Here is a 25,896-nt window from a genome sequence, read left to right as displayed (position 1 = left end):
TGACCTCACTATCATCCCACCCCTAAAGGGGGTACTATCGCACCGTAGTGGGCTTTCCTATTCGGAAAATCTGTAAAGTATTTTATTTCCCTTACTTGCAGTTCAAGTTCCTTCTATATAAAAAAAGAGCTGATACATAATCAACTCTTTTTCCTTCTATTATTTATGACGCTTCATACGCCCTTCTTTTTGTAACTCTTTAAATAATGCTGCCATCATAAAGAAAATAACGAAGACGAATGGGAATGCTGCAATGATAGCTGCCGTTTGTAAGGCTTCTAATCCACCTACATATAATAAGATAGAAGCTAGAGCAGCTAAAACGATACCCCAAATCATTTTAATGCGGTTTGGTGGATTTAAACTACCATGTGTCGTTAACATCCCTAAAACGAATGTCGCTGAATCTGCAGATGTAATAAAGAATGTAGAAATAAGAAGAATAGCTAGAACAGATAACGCTGATCCAAAGCTTCCCATCTGATCAAACATAGCGAATAATCCTACTTCTGTTCCCATCTCTTTAATTTTTTCAAAGATATGTGCATCACCAAACAGTTCCATATGAATACCAGTCCCGCCGAAAACTGAGAACCAAAGAGCACCAATTATTGTCGGTACGAGTAACACACCGATAACAAATTCACGAATGGTACGCCCTCGTGAAACACGAGCAATAAATGTACCTACGAATGGTGACCACGCAATCCACCATGCCCAATAGAAAATTGTCCATGATTGAATCCATTGATTTCCGCCTTCATCTAATGGACTTAATCGGAAACTCATACTTGGTAATTCCTGAATATAAGAACCGATTGTCGAAGTGAAGTAATTCATAATAAAGTTTGTTGGACCTGCAAACAATACAATAATCATAAGTGCAAACGCAAAAATAATGTTTGTATTACTTAAATATTTAATTCCTTTATCAAGACCTGTTTGCGCAGATAACATAAATAATACTGTTACGATTGCAATAATAACTAACTGAGTCGTTAATGAGTTCGGGATAGAAGTTAAATAACTAACACCACCGGCAATTTGTTTTGCGCCAAGACCTAATGATGTTGCCACGCCAAACACAGTGGCGAAAACAGCTAACACATCAAATAAATGAGCAATGCGCCCATGGTCCCCGCCCTTAAATAACGGTCCTACTGTCGCACTAATTGTACTTGCTTTTCCTTTTCTAAAAGTAAAGTAAGCAATACAAAGCGCTACAAATGCATATAGTCCCCACGGATGTAATCCCCAATGGAAAAATGAAAAACGCAGTGCAAGACGCGCACTTTCCTCAGTTGCACCTTCTCCAAACGGAGGCGCGTATAAATGGTTTAATGGTTCGGCAACGCCCCAGAACACTAAGCCGATACCCATACCAGCACTAAATAACATGGCAAACCATGTCATATAACTATAATCAGGTTCGTCATCATCTTTCCCTAAACGAATAGAACCGTATTTTGAAACAATTAAAAAGATAGACACACCTAAAATAATAGAAACAGAAATAATATAAAACCATCCAAACTTACTAACTAATGCAGTTTGAATTGCGGTTGTTACATTTCCTAAGCTACCTTTTCCAATAATAGATTCGGGAATAATCCCCCAAATTGTAAATGCAATACATAATGTTAATGAAACGATGAATGTTTTTGTCAGTTTCCTCATCAAATCCCCCTTCGTAGGTTTTACTTTTATAAATAACATTAATTCCGATATGTAAAATCGGATAGAAAACTATAATTTTGCGGTGATTTTCTTACTTTCACCTTCACCAACTAGAATTCTGATGGACAGCCTTACCTTCCGTATAACCTTTTCACTCTGCAAGAGCTATAAGATCGAAATACTGCTGTCAAATTGTGCGAGAAAAATGCGGATGGGAATGTATTTTCCCAAAAAAGGATGTGTTACAGATGTAAAAAAGGGCATTTTCCTTCCTTGCAACCCTTTCTTTTTGTAACAATTATGCGGTTTTTTTGCTAGTATATAGCACGTGTTTATAGTTTCACAAACGAAATGTTTATGTTTATATAACTATATTACCCATAAAACGGTAAAATACTCAAGGAATGTAATCGTTTAGTAAACATCATGTAACACCCCTGTAATATTTTTATTTACGCCGAAAACAATATGTTGTATTAAATATTTTGAATATAAGTAGAAACCTACTAAACATATAGAATGAAAAACGCTTTCCTATATTTTTTGTTATATTACAGGATGTTAACGACTTATTACGAATGGTTTGTAATTGTGTGTTTTCCCCAAATCCGAAAAAATCTGTTGCTATAATGAGGACACGAAAACAAACGCAATGGAGGCTATCATGAAAAAATTAATTGGTATAGCAACAGCAGCAGTTTTTGGTCTTGGGATTTTCACATCATCTGCTAATGCAGAAACTGTTGTAACAACAGACGTACTAAATGTACGCGAAAACCCTACTACGGAATCAAAAGTTGTCGGTAAATTACTAAACGGTAATAAAATAGATGTTCAAAATACAGAGAACGGATGGTCAAAAATCACTTTAGATGGTAAAGACGCATTCGTAAGTGCAGAGTTCACTAAAAGCATCTACTACGTAACAGCTAACGTATTAAACGTACGTGCTGAAGCGAACACAAACTCAGAAATTCTTGGAACGCTTAAGAAAGATGATATGATCGAAACAACGAACCAAGTACAAAATGAGTGGTTACAATTCGAATATAACGGAAAAACAGCTTATGTTCACGTTCCTTTCTTAACAGGTACAGCACCTGTTATTGAGAAACAAGAACAACCTGCTCCTGCTAAAGCGCAAGCACCAGCTCAAGCACCTGCAGCTCAAGCAAAACAAGCTGCTAAGCCTGCTGTAAAGGCTGCTGAAACTAACACACCTTCTGGTGGTCGTGAGTTAACAGTTGTAGCTACAGCATATACAGCTCATCCGAGCGAAAACGGTGGCACATATGGCGGCCGTGTATTAACTGCAATGGGTCATGACTTAACAGCGAACCCAAACATGAAAATGATCGCTGTTGACCCGAAAGTAATCCCATTAGGATCTAAAGTATGGGTAGAAGGTTACGGAGAAGCTATCGCTGGAGATACTGGCGGTGCAATTAAAGGTAACCGTATCGACATCCTACTTGGATCAGATAGCGCTGCTCAAAAATGGGGACGCAAAACTGTTAAAGTGAAAATTTCAAAATAACCAATGACTGCTGAAGCCAGTTCTCTTTGTTGAGAGCTGGCTTTTATTTTTTTATAATACATATAAGGAGGTTACGTCCATGAATGTACAAGCAAAAGTAGACTGGATCGGTACACCAAAACCGTATATATATAAAGATGAAGTAACATACGACGCTACTTCCATTGATTTCTCACTTGCTGACGACGACAATCGATATAAATTAATTGTGCTCAAGTCTGAAGATAATACACATTACAAATTTGTCCAATATGGAATCAAACCTGGCTCACAAAAGCCATTCCCTATCGACATTCCATTCGAACAAAACATGTTACCCATTATAGAGCAAATATTACATGATCCGTATGTACAAGCGATATTAAAGGAAACGCGCTTCTAATCGAAAAAAGACTATCTCAATTATGAGATAGTCTTTTGCATTAATGAGTTGGACCAGATACTTCCTCTGATTTCAACGTATTATTCGCTCCAAGAGAATGGTACAATATCTTTCCATTTCCATTCACAGTAACGATATGATCATTATTAAAGCTTTTGAACTTCACAGAGCCATCACCGTAACGAATATGATACTCTTCATATGTCGTTACTTTATATTTCGTAGCACTTTGACGCTCTACATTACGAATTTCCATTGTTAATAAATCTTCTGTAATTCCTTTTTTGTGTAAATACTGTATATAATCACGGTCTTCCTTATACGATTTCCCGCTCTTATCATAATTATTTTCAATTAAGCTAAAATCATTTAATGAAATCGCACGTACATTATCATAAATATGATTTCGTACAAAGTCACCAACAGCCGAACTTGATGTTTCTTTTGGGAATTTTAAGTAATACGTGCTTTGGTCTCCAATTTTAACACTTTCAGATTTCATCACACCAAAATCAGTAGTTTTCTCTAAATGTACTTCTACTGTTTCATCTGTGGATACAGGACCAAGCTTATAACTTCCATAGCTTAATTTTCCACGTTTTTTTCCATTCACAAATACAGTTGCATCATTTTCATCAGAAGAAAGGGTTACATAATTTCCTTCTAATGATAATGTAACATCCACTTTCGCCTCTTTTTCATCTGCCAAATCCACTTCTTTTTCTGTTTCTAACTCAGTTAGTTCCGTCTTCGCTTTTGCCTTTACAACGTAAGACCCAGGGAAATATGGACCAACTTCTTTTGAAGTTTTATCACTTGATAGCTCTGTCTCTTTCTTATCATTCACATATATTTCAGCACTTTTCGCAGTTGTGCTTACATTCATGTAATAAGATTTCATGTTAAATTTATATTTCGGATATAAGAACCATTCTTTCCCGTCTTCTATAATTTGACCATCTTTAAATGATGCTTTATCTGTTGTTAATTTTTGATTTACTGTCTCTTTCTGTAAATACGAAATTAATTCTTTGTTGTACGAAGGGTTCTCTTTTAAATAACGCATGTACGCCTTAATATCTTCCGTCTTAATCTTTAAGCTTGGATCATCTGCTTTCACAATTTCATCAATTGCCGTAATGTCTTTCTTTTGGAATGCTTCAATCATTACATTCACTTGCTTTTCTTTTGAAAACTTATATGCTCCAAATTTATATGCTCCAAATAATACAGCCGCAATAATGAGGAAACCGATGATTAAAAATACATTTTTCTTACTTTTCGCTGGTTTTATCTCATTTTGTACTTCTGTGTCTGAAGCAGCAGTGTTATCAACAATTACTTCAACTTTGCTTCCACATTCAGGACAAAAGTTCAAATGGCCTGCAACATTTTTTTTACATGTTCCACAAAACTTCAACATGCTCTCCCCCTATTTTTTAGCTAATTTCATTCCAGCAAATGCCGCCACATATGTCACAATAAAACTAAACATAGTTAAATATACAAATGAATTTTGCATAGATAATACAGTACCGCCCGCTCCAAATAAATTCATTACATTTCCAGATACATCAATTTGGAACTTAGAAAGGATGTTCATTGCAATCATCATAATTGTGTAAGAACCACTGCATACCGCTAATGTAATATATATATTGGCAGTCGGTAATTCAGATAACTTTCTTCCCGCTCTAAACATAAGGAACAATGGAATAATAAGCAGTAATAAACCATAATTGAATACGTTATTCACTTCATCAAATTCAGCAAGGCTTTCCTGACTTGCTCCTTTTGAAATCATTACATCTCTAACCTCTACGCCATTTACAGAGACGCCTGATATAAATGAAAACGATAATGTACTCTCAGATGATTTTGATTTCTTACCAACTCCAGTAAATTCCTTACTCAGTGCTGGACTTGTTACTTCTAACGGAGCAAAATGAGCCATACTCCATAATTGAGGTGTTAACTCTAATGCTAATAATGTACTTTCAGATTTTAAGGTTGTTATTTCTTTTAATGGTTCAATACCGTCTTCCTTACTTACCAACGCCATAATACAAACCGCTACTGCTGTTACTAAAAGTCCTTTTATCATAGCTGAAACACCGTAATAAACAGACGCTCCATATGGCATTAACTCTTGAAATGCTGCTGCCATATTGTTTTTACTTGTATGAGCAATAAATCCTACTAAAGTAAATAACGTCCCGCATACAAAACCACTTAAGAAGCTCTTAATTGCTGAATATCCGACTGTAATCTTACCTGCATCCGAGAACGGGATTGTAACAGATTGTGATGCTATAAAGCTTATAATGAATAAAAAGACACCGTAAATAATACCAACTGTTGCCGCTACAAAAATTTGATCTTTAATCGTTTTTGCAACATGCTGTTTTCCTAACCATATTCCTGTTCCAGCGAAAATAATAAATGGAATGATTAATAATAATGTAAATGGAGTATGCCAAGATAAAGATAATATCAATCCACTATCATCACTAGCTGTAAAACCAAGTAAATGATAATTTAACAACGTAGCAGTTGCGCTTGCATAAAAGCTCGGCAACATTTCTAACTCTTTCGCAAATTTACTCAACATCTCACTTAATATAGACGCAAATAATACACTACCAATCCATCCTGCAATTAACATGAGAATACTTGCAACAGCTCCACCAATGAAACCTGTTTTTAAAACGGCTTTATCTGCTGTAAATTTAACTTCAGGAGTACCGTCTATTGCAGGCAATTTAATAGATTGTTCTTTTTTCTTCACAATAAATAAAGAATGCCCACACTTTTGACAATATAAATTTTGCTGAGCATTTTCACTGCCACAACCTTTGCAGTATTTTGCAGTATCTTGTTCTAACGTTACTACATCTATAGCTCCTGCAATCTCCATACTTCCTTCATTAGGGCAATAATTTACTTCTTCACCATGTTGCTTTCCGCACGTGCGACAATACATCTTATTCACTCCCCACTTTGCTTAATTCCACAAACCGGACAGTAAGTAGAGTTTTTATCGATATGCTCATCGCATGAAATACAATTTGCCGTTTCACCGTCATTTTCTACCGCTAACATTGGGTTAGGATTTCCGCATGAACCACAAAACTTATCATTCATCGATAAAGGTCCACCGCATTCACATGTAGCTTTCTCCCCTTGTTGTTTTTGCAATTCAACAATGCGTTTTCTCACTTGATAAATAGCTACATCAAATTCTTGAACTGGAGCAATCATTTCTTTCAAACTTTCTTCATTTACTCCGTTTCCTCTTAATTGAACATATACTTGTTGTCCAACTCCTAATAGAACTTCTGCCTTTTTCTGCATTTGCACTTGCATTCCCTTTTTCAATTGGGCGATCTCTTGTGCAACTTGCAGCTTCATCTTCCCTTGCTCAATTCCTTCTTGTAACTTATTCATTCCACTGCCTAACTTCGTCTGTAAATCTGACAAACTTATTACCCTCCTATAAATATATAGTAATATATAAAATTAACATTTTATATATTACCATGATTTTCAAGTAATGTAATCTAAATTTCATTTTTTCTGTTTTGAGCATTTTTTGTTTATAATGGTAAAGGAAAGAAATATGTGTACGGAGGAATATTATGCTGCAACACTCAATTACGAAAGATGAAATTATGATGATTGCGAATGAGTTCGTTCAAGGACTAGATCCACAGCAAACAGCTGATCAGGAACATGTCGCTACAGCTCGGCACCTATATCGTAGTGGTGTTGTCTACAACGTTGACTTTGATGGCTATACGCTATCAGGAACTGTAGATGCTGAAGGCAGCGTATATAGCGTCCATATCCCGATTCGTAACGTCGCTGAAAGCTATTGCGATTGCTTCGCACCAACGCAGTGTGAGCATATGCTCGCTGTATTACTATCGGCAGCATCTAGTTTCGGGCAAGTAGGAGATGTATTAACTTTATTCAAAAATAATACGAAACCTTCCCTTCCTCCTATTCGAACTGCAAGACAAGTATTGCAATCATCAGCTTTTGAAGAAACAGATTATAAAAGTTGGCAATCCTATTTTGATAACGAATATGAATCATTTAAAAAAGAACAAGCTCGGCTTACTTATAAACAAATGTATTTTCTTATGAGTATTTTTACGGACTTCTATACGAAACTCGAGCGGAAAGCTCCGCGTATCATTGTGATACATGAATTGTTCAGGCTACACGCGGCACTTTATTGCTTTCAAAAATTATTAGAAGAAATTCAGGACTTTGAAGCAAATAAAACGTATTCTTATCATCAGCCTGTTAATGTCGTTCGCTTATTTGTAGATAAGGTGGAATCCATCGTTCGGGACTTACAATCAGAATCGATTCCTTCAGAGTCTAAATCAATTCTGCAAGAAACAGCTCGTCTCGTTCACGAAGTATTTTTCTCCACCGATGCCTATACGCAAGAGAGGTTCTTTATTTATCGTCACATATGGAGTGAACTGTTACACAATAACGAGCAACTACAAGAAGAGGAAAAACGAATTGATACGAAAATGAATCCACTTTCCAAAGCATTAGCATCTTCTCATCTACTCTTTTTAAATGATGAAGATCGATTAGCGATGGACTTACTAAAGAAACAACCTGCTTCTGTTGTAAGTCTTTACTTCTATTGGCTAGAAGAATTATTAAATGCAATGAAATGGGATCGTGCGAAAAACTGGCTTTCCTTTACGTATAAACAAGTGAAGAAAACGATACATGAGCACGAAAATACAATTTTCATAAAAGATATCGTTCGCTTATTCGTCATCATGTATGAAACGTATGCAACCCATACAAATGAACAAGCTGGATTCGAAATGATTTTGCAAGAGCTATTACCATATAGTTTCGCAAACTATGAGCAATACGTACTGGCGAAAAAACAGTATCGAACATGGGCAGAACTTCAGCTCTTACATGGATTTGAAGCGATTGAACTTTTGAAAGAGCCGCTGAAAGATATTGAAAAGGAAGCACCAGAAGCAGCACTTCCTCTTTATCACCTTGCTGCTACCGAAGCTATTGAAGAGCGAAATCGCAAATCATATAGACGTGCAGTTCGTTACTTAAAGAAATTACGTACATTATATAAACGATTAAAGCGTACCGATGAATGGGATGCTTTCATTATTCACATCGCAAACTTACATTCACGTCTGCGTGCACTACAAGAGGAATTGCGGAAAGGAAAATTAATCGATGATCAATCAAACTGAAGTAACAATTAGGCTCCAGCACGTTAGTCACGGTTGGTTCCTTTGGGGAGAAGATGATAGCGGTACTCCATTATCCGTAACAAGTTGGAAACGAAATGCATTTACATGGCACTCCACTTCCTTCTACGGCACGTTTCTAAAAGAAGCAACCTTTGAAGGAAGACAAGGTGTTATGCTAACAAACGCACAAGCATTTGAATACATCGCGAATAAACCGATGAACTCCTTTGCCCGTATTCAAATGAACGGCCCTATTACAGCACTTACGGAAGATGCGAACGAATTGTGGGATGCCTTCACAAGCGGTAGCTTCGTACCTGATATGGAGCGTTGGCCTAAACAACCATCTTGGAAAGTTCAAAATACTCCAATCGAAGATGAAACATTGGCATCTCTTTTCTCGGCTGCAGTAAATGAAAGCATATTACAAGATAACCGTTCAAATGACGGATGGGAAGATGCAAAGAGACTTTATGAACATTACGACTTTACGAAAAGACAATTAGACGCAGCACTACATGAAGAAGATTGGCTTCGAAAAATTGGTTACATTGAAGATGACCTTCCCTTTACAATCGGACTACGACTACAAGAGCCGCAAGAAGAATTTGAAATGTGGAAGCTTGAAACAATTGTTACGCCAAAGCGCGGGGCACATCGCATATATGTATATGAGAGTATCGATTCTTTACCAAAACGATGGCACGATTATGAAGAACGTATTCTGGAAACACAAGAAAGCTTCAGTAAGCTCGTACCGTGGCTAAAAGATGGTGATACATTCCGAAGTGAACTCTTTGAAACAGAAGCATGGAACTTCTTAACAGAAGCAAGTAACGAATTACTCGCCGCAGGTATTACAATCTTATTACCATCGTGGTGGCAAAATTTAAAAGCGACAAAACCAAAATTACGTGTGCAACTGAAGCAAAATGCTACGCAAACGCAATCTTTCTTCGGCATGAATACACTCGTTAATTTTGACTGGCGCATTTCAACGAACGGCATTGATTTATCAGAAAGCGAATTTTTTGAACTCGTTGAACAAAACAAGCGATTATTCAATATAAATGGTCAATGGATGCGACTAGATCCAGCCTTTATTGAAGAAGTACGAAAGCTCATGAATCGTGCTGATAAGTATGGACTTGAAATGAAAGATGTCCTGCAGCAACATTTATCAAACACGGCTGAAACAGAAATTGTAGAAGAGGATAGTCCGTTTACAGATATTGAAATTGAACTAGATGGATATTATGAAGAGCTATTCCAAAAACTATTGCACATTGGAGATATTCCGAAAGTAGATGTCCCTTCTTCACTAAACGCTACACTCCGTCCGTATCAACAACATGGCATTGAGTGGTTATTATATTTAAGAAAGCTTGGATTCGGCGCATTGTTAGCTGACGACATGGGACTTGGAAAGAGTATTCAAACGATTACTTACTTACTATATATAAAAGAAAACAATCTCCAAACAGGTCCTGCTTTAATCGTGGCTCCGACATCTGTTCTTGGAAATTGGCAAAAAGAATTTGAGCGTTTCGCACCGAATTTACGTGTTCAGTTACATTATGGAAGTAACCGAGCTAAAGGGGAATCCTTTAAAGATTTCCTTCAATCAGCAGATGTTGTATTAACATCTTATGCATTAGCTCAGCTTGATGAGGAAGAACTTAGTACGTTATGCTGGGATGCTGTTATTTTGGATGAAGCACAAAATATTAAAAACCCACATACGAAACAGTCTAAAGCAGTACGAAACTTACAAGCAAATCACAAAATCGCATTAACTGGGACACCGATGGAAAACCGCCTTGCCGAGCTTTGGTCTATTTTCGACTTCATTAATCATGGATATCTTGGCAGCTTAGGACAATTCCAGCGCCGCTTCGTCTCACCAATTGAAAAGGACCGTGACGAAGGAAAAATCCAACAAGTTCAACGTTTTATCTCACCGTTTTTACTGCGTCGTACGAAGAAAGATCAAACAGTCGCATTAAACTTACCAGATAAACAAGAACAGAAAGCTTACTGTCCACTAACTGGTGAACAAGCTTCCTTATATGAACAACTTGTTCAAGATACGTTGCAAAATGTAGAAGGATTAAGCGGAATTGAACGACGCGGATTTATATTACTCATGCTGAACAAACTTAAACAAATTTGTAATCATCCCGCTCTTTATTTAAAAGAAATGGAACCGAAAGACATCATCGAGCGTTCCATGAAAACGAGCACGCTCATGGAACTCATTGAAAATATAAAAGATCAAAATGAAAGTTGCTTAATCTTCACGCAATACATCGGTATGGGGAACATGCTAAAAGATGTGTTAGAAGAACATTTCGGTCAGCGCGTCCTCTTCTTAAACGGTAGTGTACCGAAGAAAGAACGTGACAAAATGATCGAACAGTTCCAAAACGGAACGTATGACATCTTCATTTTATCGTTAAAAGCAGGTGGTACAGGATTAAACTTAACAGCTGCCAACCATGTCATTCACTACGATCGTTGGTGGAATCCAGCGGTAGAAAACCAAGCAACAGACCGTGCATATCGCATTGGTCAAAAGCGTTTCGTTCACGTTCATAAACTGATTACAACGGGGACACTTGAAGAGAAAATCGATGAAATGTTAGAAAGAAAACAATCATTAAACAACGCCGTCATTACAAGCGATAGTTGGATGACAGAACTATCTACAGATGAACTAAAAGAATTACTTGGTGTATAAACAAAAGGAGCTAATCTTTTCGAGATTAGCTCCTTTTTCTATTCCAAAACCAATTACTTATTATAATACCTGTTAATCCGCCGCACGTATCCAGTAATGAATCTTGCCACATCGGTGTACGATCGCCCGTAAACCATTGATGAATTTCATCAAATGTTGCATATCCCGCAACGAAAAGGAGAGCGTATATAAAACACCTTTTTCTCGAATAACCTGATCGATGAAAAGCGTAATACGTCAATGAACCGAGCATAAAGAACACCATAAAATGAGCACCTTTACGAAGGAAAAACTCAATAAATCCGCCTACACCTTTATTTGCAATACTAACAGGTGTACCACCGCCGTAATCGATAGATACCCATGAAAAATGCTCTTTCACAAACTCCACATTTACATATTGTTCAATATCCGAACGCATATCCTGCTTTTTATATGGTTGTGCCGAGGAATAGAAAATCAGCCCCATCCATAGTAAAACAGGAATCCAAAATAACCATTTACGATTCATTCTTCCGAAACCCCTCTCTTATTCTTTTAAGAGTACCAAAAAAAAGAATAAATTTCACGCCAAAACATGACATTTTCCTCCTATTTATATAGTGAAAGGGGGTGATAAACATGGCAGTCGAAACAATCGTAATGGATTTAACTTTACGTCTCGTCTTAAACAATGGATTAGATAAGAATGGAAAAACAGTTTTTAAGAACAAACAATTTAAGCGCGTAAAAACAAACGCAAACTTAGAGCAAGTACAAAACGTAGCACGTGCTCTTGCTTCTTTACAAGCATCACCACTTCACGCTGTACAACTTGTTAGCACATCAGATCTTTCTACCCTTTAAGGTGGAAATGTAATCAGTGGGGATGCCCCACTGATTACAAAATAAATAAAAAGGAGGAATCAACGTATGCAAGTACTAGAATTAATTTTCGCGAAAGAAGATGGAAAAACAGTTGTCTTTTCTATCGAGAAGCCGATCACGCCCGTCGATGCACAAGTCGTAAATCAAGTAATGGATACGATCCTTGCCTCATCTGTATTTTCATCAATTAATGAAAATACCCGAAAAAAAGGAGCTCGTCTCGTAGAAAGGACTGTATCTGAAGTTCCCATTACCTTATAGACAAAAAGACGAATCTGCATCATTTTGCAGATTCGTCTTTTTTCTTCGGCATTTCAATTGGAATAAAGATTTTTGAAAAACCGACGCATACATATTTATAGTGTTCTCCGCCGATATCAAATTCCGTCTTATATGTTGAGAAGAATATATAATCATCTCGCTTCGTATAATGATCGATTAACAATCCAACTTGCGGCTCAACATATTTTTTCGCCAACTTCTTACCAGCCGATGCTAAATCACCAAGGAGCCCCTCTTCATTTTCCTTTTGAACTTCGTCTAGCTTCTTACTTACATCATTACGTTTCATAAACTGCTTCGCTGCCCAATCCGTATATTCACCTTTACTCGGATTACTATTTGCTAAATATACTAGAAGAACAACAACTAGAGCCATAATAATATACCTTTTCTTCATACTATCTCACCGCCTACTCTTTTCTATTTTCATATATATGTACAAGCGATGCAAATTAGAAAGACTATCATCTATTGATTGTAAACGAATAGCTAAAATTTACAATATGAAATAAAAGATTAACAATTAATTTACTTAATTCGTATATAATTATATTGAGAATTATTATCATTTATAAAGGGGGAATTGAATTTATGAATGACGAAAATGATATTATTATTTCTAATTCTACAATGATGTTAGAACCACACAAGCACCCTTACTATCAAACAAAGATTATCGAAAGTAGCGGGAACCATCTTTACTCCTGTCAAACTGCTCTCCAACTTATCAAACAATCTTGTCTAACCAATGTTCACTCTACTTATCAAGGTAGACGGAAAGCAGTTCAAACAAACTTTCATTTCAAACGAAATGTGCCGATTCCAATTAATCATCGAGAATATATTTGTGCTTTCCCAACAGAGTCTCCTTCTTCTCCAAACTGTATATGGCTATTTTATAACCATATAGATGACATAGAGTTTTTCAAAAAAAGTAAAAAAGCTACCATTCATTTTTCAAATGGTACAACTACAACTATACATATCAGTCAACATAAGTTAAAACAACAATTATTAAAAGCCGGATATGTATTATCACGTATGAACATGCAAGATTCACTACAATTTAAAAGCCTCTTACTACATTTACTACCTTAACAGAATAAGTAGAATGGAAAGCAATATTACTTGCCTTCCATTCTTATGATCATGTTTATCCTCTTAAGCTATTTCGCATTTTCTCAAGTGCTCGCCGATACATCCACCTCACTTGATAATAGGTCATCTCTGTCTCTAAAGCGATTTCCCCCATCGTCTTTCCTACAAAAAAACGCTCAAAAATAATATACTTCTCCTTCTCATCTAATACACTCATAAAATCCTTCGCTTTCATTTCAATATCTTCAAAATGAAAGATATCCTCATATGCTCCTACACATACACACTTTTCTTGCACTGCAAACTCTTTCTTCAACCTTTCTAATATATAACCACGCACCGTTACAACTGCATATGCAGGAAAACTCCCTTTCTCCGCATCAAACTTTTCATACGCATGCCAAAGACCGATTAACCCACATTGATAATACTCTTCATAATCTTGATAGATCCCTAACCTCTTTATTTGATTTACAATCAATCCTTCATACAACAAAGCTGCCTCTTTAAAAGTCGCTGGCTTCACACAGTACCTACTTCTAAAAGGTATACCTCTTTATTATTCCGCCGGTACCTCCACAATATAAAAATAAAGAGGGGAATTCACTGTGAGTAATTTTAAATACTATCGCTGAAATTTAAAATTACACTAGGTTGTATTTGAAATTTCAACGGCGGTATTTGAAGTAAAGGTACAAATAAAAAAGGTGACTCTCGGGAGAGCCACCTTTCTTAACAAATGTATTATGCACCAATACCAGTTAACCCTTTTACAACACCTAATGCAACTGATAGAACGAAGAAAATTACGATTAATGTTGTAGCTTGTTTCTTACTTAAACCAGCTACAATGTGTAATCCTAGTCCCGTTAAAACCAAACTCCAAATATTGAAGATTTCAATTGAAGAACCAATTCCATGTAACACTGTCCCTTTTTCGAATAAAGGAGCTAAACTTGTATAAATATCAACACCATTTCCATCAAATACAAAGCCTAACGCTACATTTAACAATCCGCCGATATAATAAACAAGATTAGCATATAAGTAAATAGATAGTATCTTCATGTACGGAGTATCATTGCTCATAAACATCATAATAATTTTATAAAAACCAGCTGCAATAAATAGCCCTATAGGGGTACCTATTACACCAACAAGTGCTCCACCACCAAGTGCAAATCCTTTTATCATTGCGCCCGCTTCACCGTTTAACTCTTTTGCCATCTCTGGCGTATTAATTAATGTTAAGTATGCTGCACCTGTTGCCATAAGTGTTCCTAATAAAACGAATAAGACAAATGCGACCCAAACCGGACTTTTCGTCTTCATTCTCTCAAACTGTTCACCTGGAGAAGTAATCATTCCAAATAATGATGGCTTCTTTCCACCTGCATCTTGCGTATTAATATTTGCCTCCATTATAACGCCTCCTTATTTATACTGGCACATTTGGTAAAAATGCCGCAATTAACATAACGATCGCTGCTAAGAATAACGCTTTAATAATAAATAAAACGATAATTGGAATAGCTGCTTTCACTTTACTTACTCCCGCTGTAATTTGCAGTCCTAACCAAATTAAAACGATATTCCATAAATAGAACACTTCAATTGTATTACCGATTCCATAAGCGAGTGAACCTTGCTCAAATAGTGGTCCTAAACTTGTATATGCATTTGGTGCTTCACCTAAAATTAAAGCTATAATTCCATTAATAAATCCACCAATAATAGCAACAATGTTCGCATATACAACAATCGTTACTAATTTTTTATAAGAGGTATCATTCCCATAGAACATCATAAATACTTTATAGATAGCTGCTACAACGATTATTGCAAACATACCACCTACAGCACCCGACACAATACCAGAAATAACGTCGGATGTCAGTGAACTCTGTCCTGCAAATTCACCTAATTCTTTTTTCATTTTAACCATCTCAGGTGAAGTATTCGTAACGTACGTAGTAAGACCACTTAAAAGCCCCTGTAATAGCGCCATTAAGAAGAACATACCCCAAACTTTCTCGCTCGTCTTCATTCTCTCAAACTGTAAAGCAGGAGAAGTAATCATTCCAAACAATGACGGTCTCTCTCCGCCAGCTTTTTGTGTATTCACATTAGCTTCCATTATACGCCCCCTTCTATGTATATAACCCGTTCTAACGGGCGGTTCACTTCCTCATATAGAGGCTACGAACCGCCCACTAGAACGGTAATGTTTAGTTCTACTACACTAGTAATTACTCATAACGTAATGCTTCAATTGGGTCTAATTTCGCAGCTTTATTCGCTGGAATTAATCCAAAGATAATACCGAGTGTCATCGAGAATAATACGCCGCCGACGACAACTTCCCATGAAACAAGAGGTGGCCATTTTGCAAATGTGGAAACGATATATGCTACGCCATATCCAAGACCAATTCCGATTAAGCCGCCTAGAAGTGTCAACATAACTGCTTCAATTAAAAACTGTAATAAAATTTTACTACGCGTTGCTCCAAGTGCTTTACGTATTCCAATTTCGCGCGTACGCTCCGTTACGGATACGAGCATAATGTTCATAACACCAATACCACCAACGACTAATGAAATACCTGCGATACCACCGATAATCATCGTCATGATGTTAGTTACTTTAGAAACATTTTCTTGGAATTCTTTTAAGTTCACCAGTTCATATTTACCTGGAATTTCACTTGGCTTACGACTATTTAATACATCAACAGCTTGTTTCCCAGCCTTTTCTAAATCATCTACATTTTTAGCTTGAATTGCGATATTTTGAATATCATCTGTTCCGAATAAAATAGGCCATAGCGTAAGGGGGATTAATCCTTCTTCCATTTCAAATCCCATAAATTCATTATCAGATGTATACACACCAACAATTTGCATTGGCTGCCCCTTCATCTCAATAATTTGTCCAACTGGGTTTACGTCCTTAAATAACGTTTCTTCTGTTTTTGTACTAATCATCATAACGTTATTTGCATGAGTAATATCTGATTCACTTAAAGTACGTCCCTTTACGACCTTTACTTTATTAACTGCAAAATATTCATTATCAAGACCAATAACATTCAGATTTGCCTTTTTATCATTTACATCAAGTATCTCCATCCCCTGATTTGTTGTAATAACGTGGGATACATCCTTCACTTGTTTTACTTCCAGAATATCTTCTTCCGTTAACTTCGGTATTTCATGCCCGCCCATATTAAACTCATCATTAATATCTGCTTTAAATTGAATTGGCATAAGATTATTACCGCCAGAACCTGCGAATTTCGACTTCAGCATCGCTTCTCCGCCTTGCCCAATTGCAACGATAGTAATAATAGAACCAACGCCGATAATAATACCTAGCATCGTAAGAGCTGAACGCAGTTTATGAGCTAAAATAGAAGAGAGGGCAATTTTTATACTATCTAGTAAACTCATACCGCACACCTTCTATCTTCTGTAATTTTCCCGTCTCGCAGTACAATGCGTCGGGAAGAATACGCCGCTACTTCCTCTTCATGCGTAACCATAACAATTGTTGTACCTTCTGCATTAAGCTTCGTGAAAATATCCATAACTTGCTCACCAGACTTCGTATCAAGCGCACCAGTCGGCTCATCGGCCATAATGAACGTTGGATTATTCGCGATCGCTCTTGCAATTGCGACACGCTGCTTCTGTCCACCTGACAATTCGTTCGGTAAATGATGCACGCGGTCTGCTAATCCAACTTTACCTAACGCCTCTAAAGCACGCTTCCGACGCTCTGCTTTCTTTATGCCGCCATATACGAGCGGAAGCTCAACATTTTCGACTGCTGAAAGACGTGGCAGCAAATTAAAGTGCTGAAACACAAAACCGATATATTCATTACGAATTAAAGCAAGCTTTGACTCGTCTGCTGTTAAGATATTCACATCATTCAACATATATTCGCCTTCTGTTGGACGATCTAAACAGCCGATAATATTCATAAGCGTTGACTTACCAGAACCAGAAGGTCCCATAATCGAAACGAACTCCCCGCCTTGAATTGTTAAACTAATACCATGCAAAATCGGCACTGCCAATTTTCCTTGATAATACGTTTTAGCAATATTATTTAACGTAATCATTTCTCTTTCACTTCCATTCCGTCATACACATCGTCGGAAGGATTTTTAACCACCTTTTGCCCCACTGTTACGCCTTCAGTAATCTCTGTCCAGTCTCCATCAGTAGAACCTTTTTTCACATTTTGTTTGCGAAGCTTTCCTTTATCCTCAACATAAACAAATGCATCATCACCTTTTTCTACAATGCTCTTAGTCGGAACAGCAACCATCTTCTTATTCTCTAAATTTACTTGCAGAGAAACGTGATAACCTGGAGATAAACCATCTTGACTATCAAGACTTGCTTTATATGTATATTGAGACATATTTTGAGTCGCTTCACCCATACCGCCAGCTTGTGCCATCTCTGCACTTGTTGGGAATTCACTTACTTCTGTAATCTTACCTGTCCACTTCTTCTTATTATTTGCTTTCGCAGTAACAGTAAATGTTTGATCTTTTTGAATTTGTGATTTTTGAAGCTCAGTTAACGTCCCTTGAATTTGGAACGGATCTTTAGAAGCCACTTGTAAAAAGGCTTTCCCTTGACCACCTAACGCTTGAGATGAACTTTGCGCCGCATCTTTATCTAACTTTTGAACGACACCCGCAAAGTTACTATAAATCGTAAGCTCTTTCTGCTTTTTACTTAACTCTTCTTTCTGCAACTTCCCTTTCTCTTTCTCAAGATCAGTTGTCTTTTGCGCCATCTCCAGCTCACTTACTTGCTCTTCCATCGGATCTGTTACTTCTTTCCCAGCTCCGCTATCTTTCGCCTTCTTAATTTCTTTCTTCAACGAATCAATTTTCTTCTTCCCTTGATCATAACGCATATCTGCCATCTTCTGATCAAGCTCAGCTTGCTTCATTTGAAGATTAATCTCTTCATTATCATAAGAGAATAACTTCGCACCTTTCTCTACCTCTTGTCCTTCTTTTACCTCAATATCTTTCACTTTTCCTTTAGCCGGATCCGCATAAAAACTTTCAATATTCCCAGGCTTCACTTGACCTGAAATTAACTTCGTATTATTCAGCTTACGCTCCGTTACCTTCTCGAAACTTACAGCATCAGCAGATGTTGATGCCCCCTTCTTCTTCCCTTGCATTACAAAAATATTAACTGCTGCTACAATAACAATTAGTGCAATAACCCCGATAATAATCCATTTCTTCTTCTTGTTTGGAGTACGAACCGTATTTGGTACCATATTCTCTCTCCTTTTTATAACTTAATAGTTTAATATAAAAATTGTATAAAACTTTCTGAAAATGAATTACATATTATTACATTCTTTTTACAAAGTTTTACACATCCATTTATATTGTAACAAAAATTCCAATGATTAGAAATATGACATTATGTCTTTTAAGATAGATTTAAGGAAAGATTATAGTAATATAAGAAAAGCTATCCAAAATGATAATTGGATAGCTTTTCAAACAAAATATTACGCCGCTTTAGGAGCTTTGCTTTCATGTCCACGTTGAACGATGAACAAGAAGATCGTTGATAAAATAGCACCTGTTAATAGTAAGATGAAGCAACCATCCCAGCCAGAACGATCAACGATAACACCAATTGCTGCGTTTGCTACAAGACTTCCGCCTACGTAACCGAACAGACCACACATACCGACTGTAGTACCTACTGCAAATTTCGGTACTAATTCCATCGCACTTAAACCGATTAAGAATTGTGGTACATAAATTAAACAACCGATAATAGAAACTGCAATACTTACAACAAGTATGCTAGTTGCTTGCCAATATACAAACGTACCAATAACAACTCCGACCATACTAATGATACATAATGGCATACGTTTTCCTTTAAATAATTTATCACTTAAAAGACCAACGATTAATGAACTTGGAATTGCCATACCTTCAAAGATTGCGTACGCCGCATGTGCTTCATTTTTTGAGAAACCTTTAACTGTCGTTAAATAAAGTGGAACCCAGTTAATAACGCCGAAACGAATTAAATAAACGAATGCATTTGCAATACATAAGAACCATACAAATTTATTTTTCACTACATACTTCATTAAAATTTCTTTTGGTGACATCTTGTTAGCATGATCTGCTTTTTCAAGATTTTCATAGTCATTACGATACTCATCAATTGGAGGAAGACCTTCTGATTCCGGTGTATCCTTCGCATTAATCCAAACAAGAACTGCAATTACCATTGCGATAATCGCTGGGAAAATAAACACGCCGCCTTGCCAATGATTTTCACCAAAAATACCTACACCAATTCCGACAAGTGGTGGTACAAGCATTCCACCAACGTTATGTGAAATATTCCAAAGACCTGTTTTCGTACCACGTTCTTTCTTTGAAAACCATTTCGTCATAACGATACTACAAGGTGGTGCACCCATACCTTGTACAATACCATTCACAACAAGTAATGTAACAATCATCCCAAATGAAGATGCAAAACCGAAGCAAATATTTACAAGCCCTGATAAAAATAAACCGACCGCGATAAAGCGCTGGGCGAAAGCTTTATCTGATAAATTGCCCATAAAGAACTTACTAAATCCATAAACAATTGCCATTACTGAACCTAGTAGACCAATTTGAGCTGTACTAAAACCATATTCTTGTACTAAATACGTACTTGATAACGTAAAGTTACTACGAACTAAATAATAAGCAGCATATCCAACTGAAATTCTGATTAACACACGAATACGTAGTAATCGATATACACGGTCGATCATATCCGCAGGCAATCTTTCAATTGCAGGTGCTGGCTTGAGCCATTTAAACATATTCTTTCGTCTCCTTTTCTCACTTCTGAGAGAGACGTTGTCTATTCCATATCTCGATTATTCCACTATTTGATATATGTTGGTTCGATCTTCTAACCGGCTGTCCTTCTATTTCTTTCTCGTTCTTCGCAAACATCGTTGGCACGCCAAACGAAACCTTTTCTAAAATGTGACCCGCTTCTTCTGATAAACAATAATCAATAAATAAATCCGCAATAATACCGTTCGGTGCACGTTTTAGTTTCGAAATCGCATTAACAGATAGCCCTGTTTGCTCAGGTACGATACTTACAACTGGAAAGCCTTGTTTTTGAAGCATTCTCTGATCTCCCATGAAATTGATGCCTATCATATACTCACCACTCGCAACAAGCTCTACTGGCATGTAACCATTCACTGTTACTTCACCAACTTGCCCTGCAAAGTTCTTAACATATTCTTTCGCTTCCTCTTCACCTACAGTATCAATAAGTGATTGAAAAAACGTATAGGCTGTTCCTGAAACATTTGGATCTGGCATAACAATCTTTCCCTTATATGCTGGATTTAATAAATCTTGCCACCTCGATGGATAAGGAAGTCCGAGCGGTGCTAATTCTTCGTTCCACCGCTCTTTATTGATCGCAATTGCCAGCTTCTCTACTTCATAACCGTACCAATAACCGTCTTTATCTTTCACAGTTTTTGAAATACGGTTCGCATGCTGACTCGTAACAGGAATAGATAGATTTTTTTGCTTCATCATTTGATGCGCGTCTACCGTACCGCCAATAATAATATCCGCTTTCGGATTTCCAGCTTCCTCTTCTACCCTGCGAAGAAGCTCTTCTGTCGAAAGACGAATAAATTCATACGTACAGCCGCGTGGTTTACAAAATGATGAAAGCAACGCTTCCCCAACTTCCTCGCGAGCCGCTACATACGCAACAAGATGACGATCATTCAAAATAGGGAGACCACTTTTATTATATTTAATAGAGGTTGTATCTCGAGAGCAACTAGACATCGCTCCTCCAATTACTAGCAAAAAGAAGAAAAAGGCTATCTTTCTCATGACACATTCTCCTTTACAAATACATTTGCGAGGGAGCTTTTCATATACATGACATTCCCATTATTATCACCGAGATATTGCACAACAAAATACGATGGATACACAGAAATAGTAAGAATGTCTTCACGCTCATTCTTTATACGCTTACCATTTTTATAAGCGGTAATATAAGCGATCGGTTCATTCTGTGATTGTAATAACTTCTGGATTTCTCCGTAATCTGTAATTTGCTTTGCATACCGAATCGAATCAAGTATGTGCGTAACATTCACCGCACGTTCTACACCACCTTGGCGTACTATGACATCCTGTGCTGACGCAAAAAAATCATGAATACGTTCTGGTGTGTAATACAGGCTTAACAAATACGTTTGCAATGCTGAAATCATTGGATCCGTACCATTCTTTCCGTACATATCAGCCCCGTACTGGAACAAGTCACCTACTGCAAAAGTACGTTTCTTTCCATTCAAGTACGTTACTTCTCCAGTAAATACTTGTTCTTGATTCTTAGCTTCGCTCGGATTGATTTGAATTCGGTCAAAGAATGAAACAATCGTATGCAAACGAACTTCATCCGTTATAACAATTTCTCCCCACTTTTCATGCCTAACCTTCATTTCAGTAGGCAGGGATTCATTCACTCTTTGTAAAACAGCTTGTTTGTCATTCACGATTGTGATCCGATTATATATTTGCTTCTCCATCACATAAAACAAAATAAGAGAAACAATTATACAAAAGACAAGTATAAGAATTTGAAATGATAGCCTTTTCATTTCTGCCTACCTCCAAGATAAAAAAACGTTGTTTCGAAAATACCGCATAATTGTTTCATAAATGTATCATTTAACCGCTTTCAAGTTTTTTATGTCTTCCATCCGTCTCGGAAGTAAGAATGTGATAAATATGGTAGTACCAACCTCTTCACTACTCTCAATCCGCATACTTCCGCCCTGCTTATTCATAATCTCCTGACAAATATACAAACCGTAACCATTCCCGTAACTAGAAGAAAGTACCTTCCCTTCTGGCGATTCATTCCACTCTGCCAGCACACCTTCATCTATACCAATGCCATCATCATGAACAAACACCTTCGCCTCACGTTCATTTACAATGACATTCATACGAATTTGCGTAGCATCGCTATATTTTATCGTATTATCTAGCACATTTAAGAAGATCTGTTTCGTCTTATCGAAATCGGCAACAACATATACATCTGTTAACTCATTAATAACTTCAATCTCAAACTTCTGCAGACGAGGTTTCACGATTGAAACTGCTTCTTCAGCTAATTCCTTTATATTCACAACTGTAGGTGATATTTCAAACGTACTCGTCCCGTACTTTGAAGACTTAAGTAATTCCTCTACAAGTGATAATAAACGCTCACTTTCTACAGCTACATAGCGCAAGCTCTCCTGTACATCTTCCTTCTCCTTTAACTTCGGAATTAAATCCACATAGCCAATAATCGCCGTTAGCGGTGTTTTTAGCTCATGCGTAATGCGATCTAAGAAATCTTTCTGCTTCTCTTTCTCTTCCTTCAATTGCTTAATATGTAGTTCAATCCCATCAGCCATCGCATTAAAAGACGCTGAAAGCTGCGCAATTTCCACATATTCATTTAGCTCAATCTTACTTTTATAATCACCATTCGCAAGCCGGTGCGCCATTTGCCTTAACTTATCAATCGGCTTATGAAGAGACTTTGCCAAACGAATCGCAAAGAAAATACCTGCAGCTACGAGACAAAGAGACGTCATTAAAAACGTCCAACCGACATTTGTTAACACTTCCTTCTCACCCGTTAACTCATTTATAAAACGAACACTACCAATGACATCGTTTCCATAATAAACCGGGCTTGAAAACAAAAGAATTGGAGCTGGGTCTCCCTCTTCAAACACATAAGATTTCTTCCCCTTCAAGGAACTCTCAATATCAATATTCCGGTGAAGAAGTGCTCCCTTTTGCGTATCCGCCACAACATCCCCATTCTTCCCGATCATCTGTACACGGACATCCATGCGCTTCGCTAAATACGAAGCAATTAAAAGTGAATTCGGACCGAGCGTCTCTACCTCTGCTTCCTTCTCTAAATAATTCATCGTATAAATTTGTGCTTCTACACTTAACTTTTCTAAAGAATTTGCCGCGTTATGATACATATTCTTTTCTAACGTAATATAAACAACTGCGTACAAAAGCACAAATATCGGGATTAACAGCCCAACAATTCCAAACACCATATTTCTTTTTAAAGACATACCATCACCACTTAACAATCCAGTTTATAACCAACGCCATAAATTGTCTTAATATATTCTCCGCTATTCCCTAACTTCTTCCGCAATCTTTGCACCATAATATCAACCGCTCTCGTATTTCCGATATACTCAAATCCCCATACTTTCTCAAGTAACTCATCTCTCATAAATACACGCTGCGGATTGGAAACAAACAACTGACATAAATTAAACTCTCGGTACGTTAACTGAATCTCTTGCCCACTCACATGCACTTTTCTTTCCTTAGGACAAATCGTTATCTCTCCCGCCCCGATTACTTCATGGCTTACCGTTACCTCCTTCTTCTTCACGCGCCGCGTCATATTCTTGACCCGAAGAATAAGCTCCGCATAATTAAACGGCTTCGTCACATAATCATCTGCACCAAGCTGCAAGCCAAGCAATTTATCATTCATCTGACTCTTCGCAGTTAACATGAGCACTGGAATATCCCGATCCTTCTCCCGGAACAAACGAAGTAACTCATACCCATCTGTATCTGGAAGCATAACATCCAAAATCAAAACATCCGGTCCTTCATTCCATCTCTCTAAAGCTTCTCTCCCGTCAGCCGCCGTAAGCACTTCATATCCTTCCATCTCAAGCTGCATCCGAATCAAATTACGAATACTCGATTCATCATCCACTACAAGTATTTTCATCATTCTCCTCCTTCCATCCTGTATTATAGTACAGTTTAGTATAGCAAAAATCTTATAAAAAAAGAGAGGGTATTGTCGAACATATGTTGAACGACAATACCCTCTCCTTCACTTATTAGTCTTACTTATCATAACCATTAGGTTTCTTCTGATGCCAATTCCAAGCATGCTCAATGATTGTCTTCACATTTACATACTTAGGATCCCAACCTAACTTCTCTTTCGCTTTCTGAGAAGAAGCAACTAAACGTGCTGGATCTCCCGCACGGCGCGGTGCTACTTCAGCTGGAATTTCATGATTTGTAACTTCACGAACTGCATCAACGATTTCTTTAACACTGAAACCATTACCATTTCCTAAGTTATAGAAATCACTCTCTCCGCCGTTCTGTAAGTCTTTAAGACCTAAGAAGTGAGCTGCTACTAAATCTTCAACATGAATATAATCACGGATACAAGTACCATCTGGTGTATTATAATCATCACCAAACATCATAATCTTCTCACGTTGACCTAATGCCACTTGCAGCACAAGAGGAATTAAATGCGTCTCTGGACGGTGATCTTCCCCAATAATACCATTTGGAGTTGCACCAGCCACGTTAAAGTATCTGAAAATCTTATAACGTAAATTAGAAGCTTGGCTATACCAATGAAGCATCTTCTCGATTGCTAACTTCGTCTCTCCATACGTATTCGTTGGATTTGTCATCGTTTCCTCAGTAATAAGTTCTACATCTACCTCACCATACGTCGCCGCAGTAGAAGAGAAAATAAACTTATCTACCTTAAACTCATCCATTACCTCTAATAAGCAAAGTGCACCATACACGTTATTATTATAATATTGAAGAGGCTTCTCCATACTAACCCCAACTAAAGAATCAGCTGCAAAGTGCATAACTGCCTCAATATTTTCTTGTGTAAACACATCTCTTAAAAATGCTTTATCACGAAGGTCGCCATTATAAAACTTAGCACCTTCCGTAATTGCATCCTCATGACCCGTTTGTAAGTTATCTACTACTACTACAGATAAACCTTCGTCTACTAACCTTTTCACAGCGTGAGAACCGATATAACCAGCTCCGCCGCAGATTAGGATTGAATTCATTGTATACCCACTTTCCACATAGCTAAATTTTCAG

General features: G+C 37.2%; 25 protein-coding genes. 7 read left to right on the top strand and 18 right to left on the bottom strand.

The features are described 5' to 3' along the window. Positions 1-159 precede the first annotated feature (159 nt). Positions 160-1,677, bottom strand: a complete 1,518-nt coding sequence (gene opuD, locus PDQ68_RS20995) for a glycine betaine transporter OpuD (RefSeq protein ID WP_001229108.1) — start codon at positions 1,675-1,677, stop codon at positions 160-162. A gap of 664 nt (positions 1,678-2,341) precedes the next feature. On the opposite strand from opuD, the gene PDQ68_RS20990 reads away from it, so the two are divergent. Further along, positions 2,342-3,214: a cell wall-binding protein EntA gene (locus PDQ68_RS20990; RefSeq protein ID WP_061184222.1), complete on the top strand. Its 873-nt coding sequence runs from the start codon at positions 2,342-2,344 to the stop codon at positions 3,212-3,214. A 79-nt stretch (positions 3,215-3,293) separates the two neighbouring features. Further along, entirely contained in the window at positions 3,294-3,596 is a 303-nt protein-coding gene (locus PDQ68_RS20985; protein WP_016718955.1) for a DUF3910 family protein, read from the top strand. A gap of 40 nt (positions 3,597-3,636) precedes the next feature. Here PDQ68_RS20985 and PDQ68_RS20980 read toward each other — a convergent pair whose 3' ends face one another. Genes PDQ68_RS20980 through PDQ68_RS20970 form a run of 3 tightly spaced genes read right to left on the bottom strand, consistent with a single transcriptional unit; the run spans position 3,637 to position 7,076 of the window. Beyond that, positions 3,637-5,016, bottom strand: coding sequence for a zinc ribbon domain-containing protein (locus tag PDQ68_RS20980; RefSeq protein ID WP_029141234.1), 1,380 nt, complete (start codon positions 5,014-5,016; stop codon positions 3,637-3,639). 12 nt (positions 5,017-5,028) lie between these two features. Further along, positions 5,029-6,579 (bottom strand): zinc ribbon domain-containing protein, encoded by a 1,551-nt coding sequence (locus PDQ68_RS20975; protein WP_016718957.1) that lies wholly within the window; start codon positions 6,577-6,579, stop codon positions 5,029-5,031. 5 nt (positions 6,580-6,584) lie between these two features. After that, positions 6,585-7,076 (bottom strand): zinc ribbon domain-containing protein, encoded by a 492-nt coding sequence (locus PDQ68_RS20970; protein ID WP_061184221.1) that lies wholly within the window; start codon positions 7,074-7,076, stop codon positions 6,585-6,587. 158 nt (positions 7,077-7,234) lie between these two features. On the opposite strand from PDQ68_RS20970, the gene PDQ68_RS20965 reads away from it, so the two are divergent. Further along, the gene (locus PDQ68_RS20965) at positions 7,235-8,854 is read left to right on the top strand and encodes an SWIM zinc finger family protein (RefSeq protein ID WP_061184220.1); all 1,620 of its coding nucleotides are present in this window, start codon (positions 7,235-7,237) and stop codon (positions 8,852-8,854) included. Then, on the top strand, positions 8,838-11,594 hold the full coding sequence (locus PDQ68_RS20960) for a DEAD/DEAH box helicase (RefSeq protein ID WP_061184219.1): 2,757 nt from the start codon (positions 8,838-8,840) through the stop codon (positions 11,592-11,594). Before PDQ68_RS20965 ends, PDQ68_RS20960 begins: the two co-directional genes overlap by 17 nt. 25 nt (positions 11,595-11,619) lie before the next feature. On the opposite strand, the gene PDQ68_RS20955 is transcribed toward PDQ68_RS20960, so the two are convergent. Beyond that, positions 11,620-12,105: a VanZ family protein gene (locus PDQ68_RS20955; RefSeq protein ID WP_001080717.1), complete on the bottom strand. Its 486-nt coding sequence runs from the start codon at positions 12,103-12,105 to the stop codon at positions 11,620-11,622. A gap of 110 nt (positions 12,106-12,215) precedes the next feature. Between PDQ68_RS20955 and PDQ68_RS20950 the strand changes: the two genes are divergently transcribed. After that, a complete protein-coding gene (locus PDQ68_RS20950; protein ID WP_000257707.1) occupies positions 12,216-12,440 on the top strand; it encodes a DUF1659 domain-containing protein in 225 nt (74 codons plus the stop codon). A gap of 66 nt (positions 12,441-12,506) precedes the next feature. Beyond that, on the top strand, positions 12,507-12,722 hold the full coding sequence (locus PDQ68_RS20945; protein WP_016718961.1) for a DUF2922 domain-containing protein: 216 nt from the start codon (positions 12,507-12,509) through the stop codon (positions 12,720-12,722). A gap of 19 nt (positions 12,723-12,741) precedes the next feature. Here the strand turns inward: PDQ68_RS20945 and PDQ68_RS20940 are convergent, their stop codons facing one another. Beyond that, positions 12,742-13,140: a DUF4359 domain-containing protein gene (locus tag PDQ68_RS20940; RefSeq protein ID WP_000747726.1), complete on the bottom strand. Its 399-nt coding sequence runs from the start codon at positions 13,138-13,140 to the stop codon at positions 12,742-12,744. Positions 13,141-13,334: 194 nt separating this feature from the next. Between PDQ68_RS20940 and PDQ68_RS20935 the strand changes: the two genes are divergently transcribed. Further along, positions 13,335-13,841 (top strand): competence protein ComK, encoded by a 507-nt coding sequence (locus PDQ68_RS20935; RefSeq protein WP_000997441.1) that lies wholly within the window; start codon positions 13,335-13,337, stop codon positions 13,839-13,841. 55 nt (positions 13,842-13,896) lie between these two features. On the opposite strand, the gene PDQ68_RS20930 is transcribed toward PDQ68_RS20935, so the two are convergent. The 12 genes from PDQ68_RS20930 to galE all read right to left on the bottom strand — a co-directional run bounded on the left by PDQ68_RS20930 (position 13,897) and on the right by galE (position 25,862). Next, entirely contained in the window at positions 13,897-14,367 is a 471-nt protein-coding gene (locus tag PDQ68_RS20930; protein WP_061184218.1) for a sigma-70 family RNA polymerase sigma factor, read from the bottom strand. Between the two features lie 218 nt (positions 14,368-14,585). Continuing rightward, positions 14,586-15,263: a YknW family membrane protein gene (gene yknW / locus PDQ68_RS20925; protein WP_016718963.1), complete on the bottom strand. Its 678-nt coding sequence runs from the start codon at positions 15,261-15,263 to the stop codon at positions 14,586-14,588. A gap of 16 nt (positions 15,264-15,279) precedes the next feature. Further along, the gene (yknW, locus tag PDQ68_RS20920; RefSeq protein ID WP_016718964.1) at positions 15,280-15,978 is read right to left on the bottom strand and encodes a YknW family membrane protein; all 699 of its coding nucleotides are present in this window, start codon (positions 15,976-15,978) and stop codon (positions 15,280-15,282) included. Positions 15,979-16,090: 112 nt separating this feature from the next. Further along, positions 16,091-17,293, bottom strand: a complete 1,203-nt coding sequence (locus tag PDQ68_RS20915; protein ID WP_061184217.1) for an ABC transporter permease — start codon at positions 17,291-17,293, stop codon at positions 16,091-16,093. Next, the gene (locus tag PDQ68_RS20910) at positions 17,290-17,970 is read right to left on the bottom strand and encodes an ABC transporter ATP-binding protein (protein ID WP_000631615.1); all 681 of its coding nucleotides are present in this window, start codon (positions 17,968-17,970) and stop codon (positions 17,290-17,292) included. Before PDQ68_RS20910 ends, PDQ68_RS20915 begins: the two co-directional genes overlap by 4 nt. Then, positions 17,967-19,160, bottom strand: a complete 1,194-nt coding sequence (locus tag PDQ68_RS20905; RefSeq protein ID WP_016718966.1) for an efflux RND transporter periplasmic adaptor subunit — start codon at positions 19,158-19,160, stop codon at positions 17,967-17,969. The genes PDQ68_RS20910 and PDQ68_RS20905 overlap by 4 nt, the downstream gene beginning before the upstream one ends. A 240-nt stretch (positions 19,161-19,400) precedes the next feature. Next, a complete protein-coding gene (gene pgtP / locus PDQ68_RS20900; protein ID WP_270786940.1) occupies positions 19,401-20,735 on the bottom strand; it encodes an MFS transporter in 1,335 nt (444 codons plus the stop codon). 19 nt (positions 20,736-20,754) lie between these two features. Continuing rightward, the gene (locus tag PDQ68_RS20895; RefSeq protein ID WP_016718967.1) at positions 20,755-21,789 is read right to left on the bottom strand and encodes an ABC transporter substrate-binding protein; all 1,035 of its coding nucleotides are present in this window, start codon (positions 21,787-21,789) and stop codon (positions 20,755-20,757) included. Next, complete coding sequence (locus PDQ68_RS20890) at positions 21,786-22,568, bottom strand: DUF3919 family protein (RefSeq protein ID WP_061184215.1); 783 nt, start codon at positions 22,566-22,568, stop codon at positions 21,786-21,788. The genes PDQ68_RS20895 and PDQ68_RS20890 overlap by 4 nt, the downstream gene beginning before the upstream one ends. 66 nt (positions 22,569-22,634) lie before the next feature. After that, on the bottom strand, positions 22,635-24,065 hold the full coding sequence (locus tag PDQ68_RS20885) for a HAMP domain-containing sensor histidine kinase (RefSeq protein ID WP_061184214.1): 1,431 nt from the start codon (positions 24,063-24,065) through the stop codon (positions 22,635-22,637). 11 nt (positions 24,066-24,076) lie between these two features. Further along, complete coding sequence (locus PDQ68_RS20880) at positions 24,077-24,748, bottom strand: response regulator transcription factor (RefSeq protein ID WP_000699577.1); 672 nt, start codon at positions 24,746-24,748, stop codon at positions 24,077-24,079. Positions 24,749-24,869: 121 nt separating this feature from the next. Next, positions 24,870-25,862, bottom strand: a complete 993-nt coding sequence (gene galE, locus PDQ68_RS20875) for a UDP-glucose 4-epimerase GalE (RefSeq protein WP_061184213.1) — start codon at positions 25,860-25,862, stop codon at positions 24,870-24,872. Between the last annotated feature and the right edge of the window lie 34 nt (positions 25,863-25,896).

This window comes from Bacillus cereus group sp. Bc010 (assembly GCF_027716745.1).
In the GTDB taxonomy this organism is placed as follows: Bacteria; Bacillota; Bacilli; order Bacillales; family Bacillaceae_G; genus Bacillus_A; species Bacillus_A pacificus.
Note: the sequence above shows the minus strand (reverse complement) of the source record. Positions and strands in the feature narration are given on the sequence as shown.

Bases quoted from the DNA above. Each gene is read 5' to 3' on its own strand.
- opuD (WP_001229108.1), bottom strand. From the start codon at position 1,677: ATGAGGAAACTGACAAAAACATTCATCGTTTCATTAACATTATGTATT.
- PDQ68_RS20990 (WP_061184222.1), top strand. From the start codon at position 2,342: ATGAAAAAATTAATTGGTATAGCAACAGCAGCAGTTTTTGGTCTTGGG.
- PDQ68_RS20985 (WP_016718955.1), top strand. From the start codon at position 3,294: ATGAATGTACAAGCAAAAGTAGACTGGATCGGTACACCAAAACCGTAT.
- PDQ68_RS20975 (WP_016718957.1), bottom strand. From the start codon at position 6,579: ATGTATTGTCGCACGTGCGGAAAGCAACATGGTGAAGAAGTAAATTAT.
- PDQ68_RS20965 (WP_061184220.1), top strand. From the start codon at position 7,235: ATGCTGCAACACTCAATTACGAAAGATGAAATTATGATGATTGCGAAT.
- PDQ68_RS20960 (WP_061184219.1), top strand. From the start codon at position 8,838: ATGATCAATCAAACTGAAGTAACAATTAGGCTCCAGCACGTTAGTCAC.
- PDQ68_RS20955 (WP_001080717.1), bottom strand. From the start codon at position 12,105: ATGAATCGTAAATGGTTATTTTGGATTCCTGTTTTACTATGGATGGGG.
- PDQ68_RS20950 (WP_000257707.1), top strand. From the start codon at position 12,216: ATGGCAGTCGAAACAATCGTAATGGATTTAACTTTACGTCTCGTCTTA.
- PDQ68_RS20945 (WP_016718961.1), top strand. From the start codon at position 12,507: ATGCAAGTACTAGAATTAATTTTCGCGAAAGAAGATGGAAAAACAGTT.
- PDQ68_RS20940 (WP_000747726.1), bottom strand. From the start codon at position 13,140: ATGAAGAAAAGGTATATTATTATGGCTCTAGTTGTTGTTCTTCTAGTA.
- PDQ68_RS20935 (WP_000997441.1), top strand. From the start codon at position 13,335: ATGAATGACGAAAATGATATTATTATTTCTAATTCTACAATGATGTTA.
- yknW (WP_016718963.1), bottom strand. From the start codon at position 15,263: ATGGAGGCAAATATTAATACGCAAGATGCAGGTGGAAAGAAGCCATCA.
- yknW (WP_016718964.1), bottom strand. From the start codon at position 15,978: ATGGAAGCTAATGTGAATACACAAAAAGCTGGCGGAGAGAGACCGTCA.
- PDQ68_RS20915 (WP_061184217.1), bottom strand. From the start codon at position 17,293: ATGAGTTTACTAGATAGTATAAAAATTGCCCTCTCTTCTATTTTAGCT.
- PDQ68_RS20910 (WP_000631615.1), bottom strand. From the start codon at position 17,970: ATGATTACGTTAAATAATATTGCTAAAACGTATTATCAAGGAAAATTG.
- PDQ68_RS20905 (WP_016718966.1), bottom strand. From the start codon at position 19,160: ATGGTACCAAATACGGTTCGTACTCCAAACAAGAAGAAGAAATGGATT.
- pgtP (WP_270786940.1), bottom strand. From the start codon at position 20,735: ATGTTTAAATGGCTCAAGCCAGCACCTGCAATTGAAAGATTGCCTGCG.
- PDQ68_RS20895 (WP_016718967.1), bottom strand. From the start codon at position 21,789: ATGAGAAAGATAGCCTTTTTCTTCTTTTTGCTAGTAATTGGAGGAGCG.
- PDQ68_RS20890 (WP_061184215.1), bottom strand. From the start codon at position 22,568: ATGAAAAGGCTATCATTTCAAATTCTTATACTTGTCTTTTGTATAATT.
- PDQ68_RS20885 (WP_061184214.1), bottom strand. From the start codon at position 24,065: ATGTCTTTAAAAAGAAATATGGTGTTTGGAATTGTTGGGCTGTTAATC.
- PDQ68_RS20880 (WP_000699577.1), bottom strand. From the start codon at position 24,748: ATGAAAATACTTGTAGTGGATGATGAATCGAGTATTCGTAATTTGATT.
- galE (WP_061184213.1), bottom strand. From the start codon at position 25,862: ATGAATTCAATCCTAATCTGCGGCGGAGCTGGTTATATCGGTTCTCAC.